Genomic DNA, 6,733 nt, shown 5'->3' with positions numbered 1-6,733 from the left:
TATCTATACGTTTATGCAGTCTTATCTATACGTTTATGCAGTCTTATCTATACGTTTATGCAGTATTGCTATACATATTTAATCAATGTAATATAATTACAACTAAAAACAATGTATGTATAAAAAATGGCAAATGATTTAGTCGTTAAAAATAATGCTTTGATTGATGCAAGTTATACATTAAGTCTTATAGAGCAACGCTTAATAGGGTTGGCTTTGGTTAAAGCCAATAATCAGCACCAAGAAATAACAAGTGATACTGTGTTGACAATACATGCAGGGGAGTATGCGGAACAATTTAAGGTAGATAGCTCAGTTGCTTACCGAGCATTAAAGGAAGCATCAGAACGCTTATTCTTACGCTATTTTTCTTATACGTTATATGGCTTAGAGTTTGGTAAAGAATACACGCTTAAACCGCCAAAAAAACTAAGAGATTGTGATATACCCACAACAATGAAATCGAGATGGGTACAAAAAATTGGTTATACCGAATCAGAAGGCTTATTACATTTTCAACTTACCAGCGATGTTGTTTTATTAGTTGCCAATTCAAAAGAATATTTTACAAGTTACTACCTTTCTCAGACTACAGAATTTACTAGTACCTACGCCACTCGGTTGTTTGAGTTATTAATGAAGTGGAAAAATGTAGGACATATTCCGCTTATTCCAATAGAGCAGTTACGAGGACAGTTAGGTGTAGAACCCAAGCAATATAAAATAATTTCTAACTTTAAGTTACGAGTATTAGATGTTGCTGTGGAACAAGTGAATCAACATTCAGACTATACGATTAAATATAAACAACATAAGCAAGGGCGGACGATTATTGGTTTTTCATTCACATTGAAGCCTAAAGTAGATAAAACCTCAAAAAAAATAATATCCAAGCAAAATCGCAATAGCCCCGATTTTTTCATAAAATTGAGCGACCCACAACGTCATTTATTTGCAAATAAAATGTCAGAAATGCCTGAAATGGGGAAATATTCACAAGGTACAGAAAGCTACCAACAATTTGCTATTCGTATCGCTGATATGCTTTTAGAGCCTGAAAAATTCAGAGAGCTTTATCCAATATTAGAAAAATCAGGATTTCAGCCATGATTAAATTAAATAACCTATCAACCGATCTAAAACATGTGACCGTTGAATACCTCGACATCGTAAATTATGAAATTGCGAGAGAAAATATATGCGGTTATATCTTCCTATTATCCCGAATATCCAAAGATGCCGAACCAACCGAAAAAATACAGATGGAAAGCAAAATACAGAACTTAATTTACTATCGGGATAATTTACAAATCGAGGACAAGGACAATATTCAAAAGGTTTTAAATACGCTCATTCCAGAGTATCAAGCCGAACAAAAAAACCAAATAGCTAAGAAAAATTAGGCTTCAATATCGGGCAAATCAAAAAGCTGTCGATCTCTATTTTCTGTTAAATATTCGTTGAGTTCAGCCAATATTTTTTCTTTATTGGCTTCATTCTGCATTTTTTTAATCAAATAAGAACCGAGCAGAATTTTACGCCGAGTATCATCTTTTCGTTGCTGTTCCTTTTGCTTGGTACGTTCTCTTGCTTCGATAGCTTGTTTCTGTGCTTTTAACTGTTTCAGCTTCTCTAACTGGGCTTCAATTTTCTTTTCAATATTTTCAGCAGATTTAGTCATAACGGTTAATTTCGGAATATAGAAAACCACTCAAGCATAAGACCCTATGAATTGAAATTCAAGCGGGTAATATGCTATCGTTTTTTTCATGAAATGCGCACTTACGACTTGGATTTCATCCAAGTCTCCATTAGCGTAAGGGGATTCCCCTTAACCCCAAAAGCAAAAGCACCCCAAGGTGACTGCATGGCAATTTATCATTGTTCCACTAAAACGGTTAACCGAAGTTCGGGACGAACTGCGGTTGCATCATCTGCATATCGTGCAGGGGAAAAATTAGAAGATGAACGCACAGGACTGACCCATGACTTTACGAGAAAAGATGGTGTCGCCCATTCTGAAATTCTGTCTAATTTAGATATTGAAATTGACCGTGCTGAGCTTTGGAACTTGGCAGAAAAAACCGAAAACCGCAAAGATGCCCGAACCGCTAGAGAATGGGTCATTGCCCTACCTGATGAATTAGACGCTGATCAACGTAAGGACTTGGCAAAAGAATTTGCCAGGTCCTTAGTTGATCGCTATGACGTGATCGCAGATTTAGCCATCCATGAACCCAGCAAAGGCGGTAATGATAAAAACCACCACGCCCATATCATGCTCACCACCCGAAAGGCAGAACTGGACACAGATAATAAACTCACCCTGACCACCAAAACCGATATTGAACTCAGCAACGCCAAACGAAAAAGCCTTGGTATGGGTACAACCCAAGAAGATATTAAGCAAATTCGAGAAACATGGGCAGACTTAGCCAACAAGGCATTGGAACGTGCAGGCTACCGAGAAAAAATAGACCACCGCAGCTATGCCGATCAAAATAATGGACTACAAGCAACCATCCACGAAGGCAGCAAAGTCACCCAATTACGCAGACAAGGCATAGACACTGAAATCAGCCGTTTCAATGACAATGTGAAACAGCAGAACACCCAACAACTTGAGCAACAGAAACAGCAGAAAGAGAGCGTTTTACAGCGTGGTTTAAACCGTGTCGATCAAGGTTTTGAGCAATGGCAGAAAAACCAAGAAAACAAACGCCTAGAACTGGAACGCCAAGCGGAAATGAAGCGACAACAAGAACTAGACAAACAACGAGCCGAGCAAGCAAATCGTAAGGCATCACGAAATTTAGATAATGATGGATGGTCACGATGAGTAACCAAAATGATTTAGACGACCAACTCTATATTTTATTGGCATCTATGAAGGAATACAGAGAAGCCATAGCAGATGATAACAAGCGATTAGAGACGTTCTACAATGAAGTAGCTAGCGGAGTACTCAATAAGGCTGAAAAGTCGCTAGAAATCGCAAATAAGAAGCATACAGGCGCATTGAATAACAGTATTCAGGCATTAAACGAAGCCACAAACAGACTGAACTCAAAATTTATCATCATTTTTGCTAGTGCATTTGTCGCCTTAGTGATGGTATTCATTTTGGCAATATTCTTATACGTGCCAAGCAAAGATGAAATTGATGAACGTAGAGCTGATATGGCTGTACTTAAAAAATATCCGCTACAAATTCGAGAAAGTGATGGCGAAACGCTAGTCAGAATTATGACTAAGAAATGCTATTCATTTGAGCCAAATAACGTCAAAAATAAAACTTATGATTGGTGTCGCATTGACCCTAAAAAATACTAGATGATCGGTACTTTGCTTGGTTTTTCTCATTACTGATCAGATTACAGCAAGCGCAAAGTTGCCCGACTTTGAAACATGGCTAAAGCCATATTTCAAAGCATCGAGCCAAGATAGATGAAATGCCTAAGCACATAAATTTTTCACTATTTATTTCTGCGCTTTCCAAACAATTCCGAGTGGCTACCAATTCGTACCAATTGCAAATAATCTTCTTGCTTGGCATAGATCAATACTAAATCAGGTTTAATGTGGCAGTCCCTAAAGCCTTCCCACTCACCAGTAAGACCATGATCACAATATTTTTCAGGCAAAACTATATCGCTACAAAGGCAATGTAGAACTTCTGCCCATGCAGGTGTAATTAGCTCTAAAAATTGCTTTTTAATATCTCTCTTAAATTGGCTTTCAGCTAATATCTTACGCATTGGCTAATTCTTGCATCGCTTTCATAAATTCTTCAGGTGTTTCATAAGCATCTGAAAAATCAGTTCTATTTTTTGCTTCAGTCAATGCTTTTCTTGTGACACTATTCGGCACATTCTCTGTCTCTGCATAATCAAAAGACAAGGGAATTTTATTGGTCTCAGCAACTTGTGTTAAAAACAATTTAAAGGCTTGTGATGCGCTCAGTCCATAACGCTCAAACACTGGAAATGCCCGATCACGCAAATCTTGCTCAAGTCGCAGATTAAAATTTGTTGTCGCCATATCATCACCTATGTTTTACAAAACATGTACTATCGTAAACCTAATGTACGCTAATAGTCTAAAAAATCACTCAAATTATTGTAAGAATTAGTTCCAATATCTGAATTTTGTATAACAGCCATTATGTTAAATGGGAGGGTATTTCATTGAGAATTCACAAAAATTTACCACTTATTAAACCTAAGAGTATGATTATTAATTATAAATAATTTACTTTTTCATAAAAATTAAATATTTTTTGGGCAGTATTACAATATTAAGTTATATAGTAAGGTTTCCTATGCTGAATCAAAATTTAAGAAAAGAATATCCAAACGAAAATCATCAATTTAATTTAAATCAAGAAGTTGATGTTTCAAAATTACAAGAAGACTTTCAACAGAATGGTTATATAAAATATAAGGCTTCAGAAGTTGACATTAACTCAAAATTAACTATTTTCAATGAATTTAGAGAGTTAGAAAAAGATCCCTTTTCACCATCAAACACTCAACGCTTTAGAAGGTATGGAAATGCTCTAATTCTTCCATGGGAAAAGCAAAAAAATCCAATTTGGTTACCGACTACAATAACTGATGATGGAAGAGAACTATCTGGATATGATCAAGGTAATAATAATCCAGAGCATGGCTCTATCAGATATTTTAATGCTTTAAGTGACGATGTTAAAAGCTCTAAATATTTGAATTCAATAATTATTGAAGACTATAACTTAACATTTGGGTTAAATGACTATTATTTACCAATTTATGTTGGAATACACTTTGTTAAATTAACTTCAACTTGTGACCAAAGTTTAGGCATTAGTTCTCCTGATTGTTTCCATCAAGATGGAGAACCTTTTACCTTTGCTCATCTTCTTTATAGAAGCAATAATATTGTAGGCGGTGAAAATTATATAGCCCATCCAAATGAAAGAAATAAGCGTCTAGATGATGTAAACAATGAAAATATTTACAGTCAATTCACATTAAAAAATATTTCTGATAGTTTTGCTGTTCACGATTCTTCGGTATGTCATTATGTATCACCAATTAAAAAAATTAATAATGATCAAGTAGATTTACTTGGTGAGCGTTGGATGATTTTAATTGACTACTCTTTAACGAAACAAAAAATATGATAAATAACCTTATATTTTCTTTATTGCCTATTCTCTTATCTTTAATACTTGGATGGGGAATTGGGCGAGTAATAAATTCAAATACTAGAGATAATTTAGTAAGTTATATAACATTCTTAGTCTGGTTACTTCTAATTTCAATAGGTTTCCAATTTGGTAGTATTCTTTTTGATAAAGAACTAGGAACTACAGTAATTGTCGGATCATTTATTTATTCAACAATTATTACTTTTATTACTTTTATTTTACTTTTTAAAAAAGTAAAAAATACAAGTAAAAATAAGAAATCTATATCTGAAATTTTTAAACCTATCAAAGAGTGTGTGATTGCTATATCAATGGTTATTATTGGTATGGTTTTGTATCTTGTATTGCCGAGTAATTGGGAGAGTGAGGCTGTAAGTAGTATTCTTCTTTATATCTTGATATTTTTGGTAGGTGTGGATTTATCAACAATTAAAATTCAAGCTTTGACCATTAATCATTTTCAAGTACCACTAATTACAATTTTTTCACTATTCATTGCTGCATATTTAACAACATTCATTATAGATAAATCATTTTTTGAACTTTTAGTTTTAGGAAGCGGATTTGGCTGGTTTTCTCTTTCAGGTCCACTCATAGGAAAAACATTAGGTGCTGAATATGGAACTTTTGCCTTATTAACTGATTTAATTAGAGAGTTTTATGCAATAGGTTTGCTATATCTTCTTGGACGAAATTATCCTAATCCTATAATTGGTATTTGTGGAGCTACAGCAATGGATTCTACACTTCCATTTATAAAAAATAATTGTTCGCAATTGGACGTGCAAATAGCAATTTTTAGCGGTTTTATTTTGACAATACTAGCACCCTTTTTTATTATATTTTTTAGTGTTTTTATTTAAAATATTATTTTAGGCAGTGATTTACTTAACTTGATTATTAAATTTTTCTAAAATCAACATAATACACGTTATACGAAATGTGTTATATTTCTTGTGAAATTTCAACGCTATAGTTTCAATTTTATAGCCCGAGCATCCCAGTTCGGGCTTTTTTATGCTTTTTCACGTTCCACGGCTAATCTTTGATCAATATTCCACGTTTTTAATTAGTTCAGCTAAATAAAATTATTTGCTCCCAACTGTAATAACCAAGCGAGTGCCTACGAGCGATTGAGCAACATAAAAATTTCGCCCCGTCTTTTTCCTGATTACAAAGCCTCCTTTTGCAGCCAAACGAGATTAACCGAGCAAAGCGACTGTATAGCTTTTGCTTGATGATCGAGCGTGAGCGAGTAAAAAATCTCTATGAGCGAAGCGAATCCATTTTTGCTTTTAGATTTCACAAACAGAATTAACCAAAAACTGCCCCTCGAAGCGAGGAACGAGCTTCAATAGAGTACGAGCTTTAGCGAGTATCTAGGGCAGTTTTAAGCACTTCCCCTCTTTTTAATAATTTTATAATTTTATAATTTTAGACCTCTTATTTTAATTAAATATCAATAGTTTGTGCGCCTATATCTATACGTTTATGCAGTCTTATCTATACGTTTATGCAGTCTTATCTATACGTTTATGCAGT

The 6,733-nt window shown here is 34.4% G+C and carries 9 protein-coding genes; 6 read left to right on the top strand and 3 right to left on the bottom strand.

What is annotated here, in order from left to right:
• Positions 1-126 precede the first annotated feature (126 nt).
• Complete coding sequence (repM, locus tag F890_RS17685) at positions 127-1,110, top strand: replication initiation protein RepM (RefSeq protein ID WP_004282261.1); 984 nt, start codon at positions 127-129, stop codon at positions 1,108-1,110.
• Positions 1,107-1,403, top strand: coding sequence for a hypothetical protein (locus F890_RS17680; protein ID WP_004282260.1), 297 nt, complete (start codon positions 1,107-1,109; stop codon positions 1,401-1,403). The genes repM and F890_RS17680 overlap by 4 nt, the downstream gene beginning before the upstream one ends.
• Here F890_RS17680 and F890_RS17675 read toward each other — a convergent pair.
• On the bottom strand, positions 1,400-1,681 hold the full coding sequence (locus F890_RS17675; protein WP_005254311.1) for a hypothetical protein: 282 nt from the start codon (positions 1,679-1,681) through the stop codon (positions 1,400-1,402). The two genes, F890_RS17680 and F890_RS17675, sit on opposite strands and share 4 nt — an antisense overlap.
• A gap of 186 nt (positions 1,682-1,867) precedes the next feature.
• Between F890_RS17675 and mobQ the strand changes: the two genes are divergently transcribed.
• Complete coding sequence (gene mobQ, locus F890_RS17670) at positions 1,868-2,839, top strand: MobQ family relaxase (protein ID WP_004809023.1); 972 nt, start codon at positions 1,868-1,870, stop codon at positions 2,837-2,839.
• Positions 2,836-3,333, top strand: a complete 498-nt coding sequence (locus F890_RS17665) for a hypothetical protein (RefSeq protein ID WP_004282258.1) — start codon at positions 2,836-2,838, stop codon at positions 3,331-3,333. The genes mobQ and F890_RS17665 overlap by 4 nt, the downstream gene beginning before the upstream one ends.
• A 143-nt stretch (positions 3,334-3,476) precedes the next feature.
• Here F890_RS17665 and F890_RS17660 read toward each other — a convergent pair whose 3' ends face one another.
• Positions 3,477-3,758, bottom strand: a complete 282-nt coding sequence (locus tag F890_RS17660; protein WP_004282257.1) for a type II toxin-antitoxin system RelE/ParE family toxin — start codon at positions 3,756-3,758, stop codon at positions 3,477-3,479.
• Entirely contained in the window at positions 3,751-4,041 is a 291-nt protein-coding gene (locus F890_RS17655; RefSeq protein WP_004282256.1) for a type II toxin-antitoxin system RelB/DinJ family antitoxin, read from the bottom strand. Before F890_RS17655 ends, F890_RS17660 begins: the two co-directional genes overlap by 8 nt.
• 280 nt (positions 4,042-4,321) lie before the next feature.
• Here F890_RS17655 and F890_RS17650 point away from each other — a divergent pair, with 280 nt between their 5' ends.
• Together F890_RS17650 and F890_RS17645 are read left to right on the top strand one after the other, a co-directional pair.
• Positions 4,322-5,164 carry a 2OG-Fe dioxygenase family protein gene (locus F890_RS17650; RefSeq protein ID WP_004282255.1) on the top strand — a complete coding sequence of 281 codons (843 nt, stop codon included), beginning with the start codon at positions 4,322-4,324 and terminating at the stop codon, positions 5,162-5,164.
• Positions 5,161-6,054, top strand: coding sequence for a LysO family transporter (locus F890_RS17645; protein WP_004282254.1), 894 nt, complete (start codon positions 5,161-5,163; stop codon positions 6,052-6,054). The genes F890_RS17650 and F890_RS17645 overlap by 4 nt, the downstream gene beginning before the upstream one ends.
• Positions 6,055-6,733 lie beyond the last annotated feature (679 nt).

This window comes from Acinetobacter sp. CIP 64.7, assembly GCF_000369745.1.
Classification (GTDB): domain Bacteria; phylum Pseudomonadota; class Gammaproteobacteria; order Pseudomonadales; family Moraxellaceae; genus Acinetobacter; species Acinetobacter fasciculus.
This window is presented reverse-complemented; position numbering and strand designations above follow the sequence as displayed.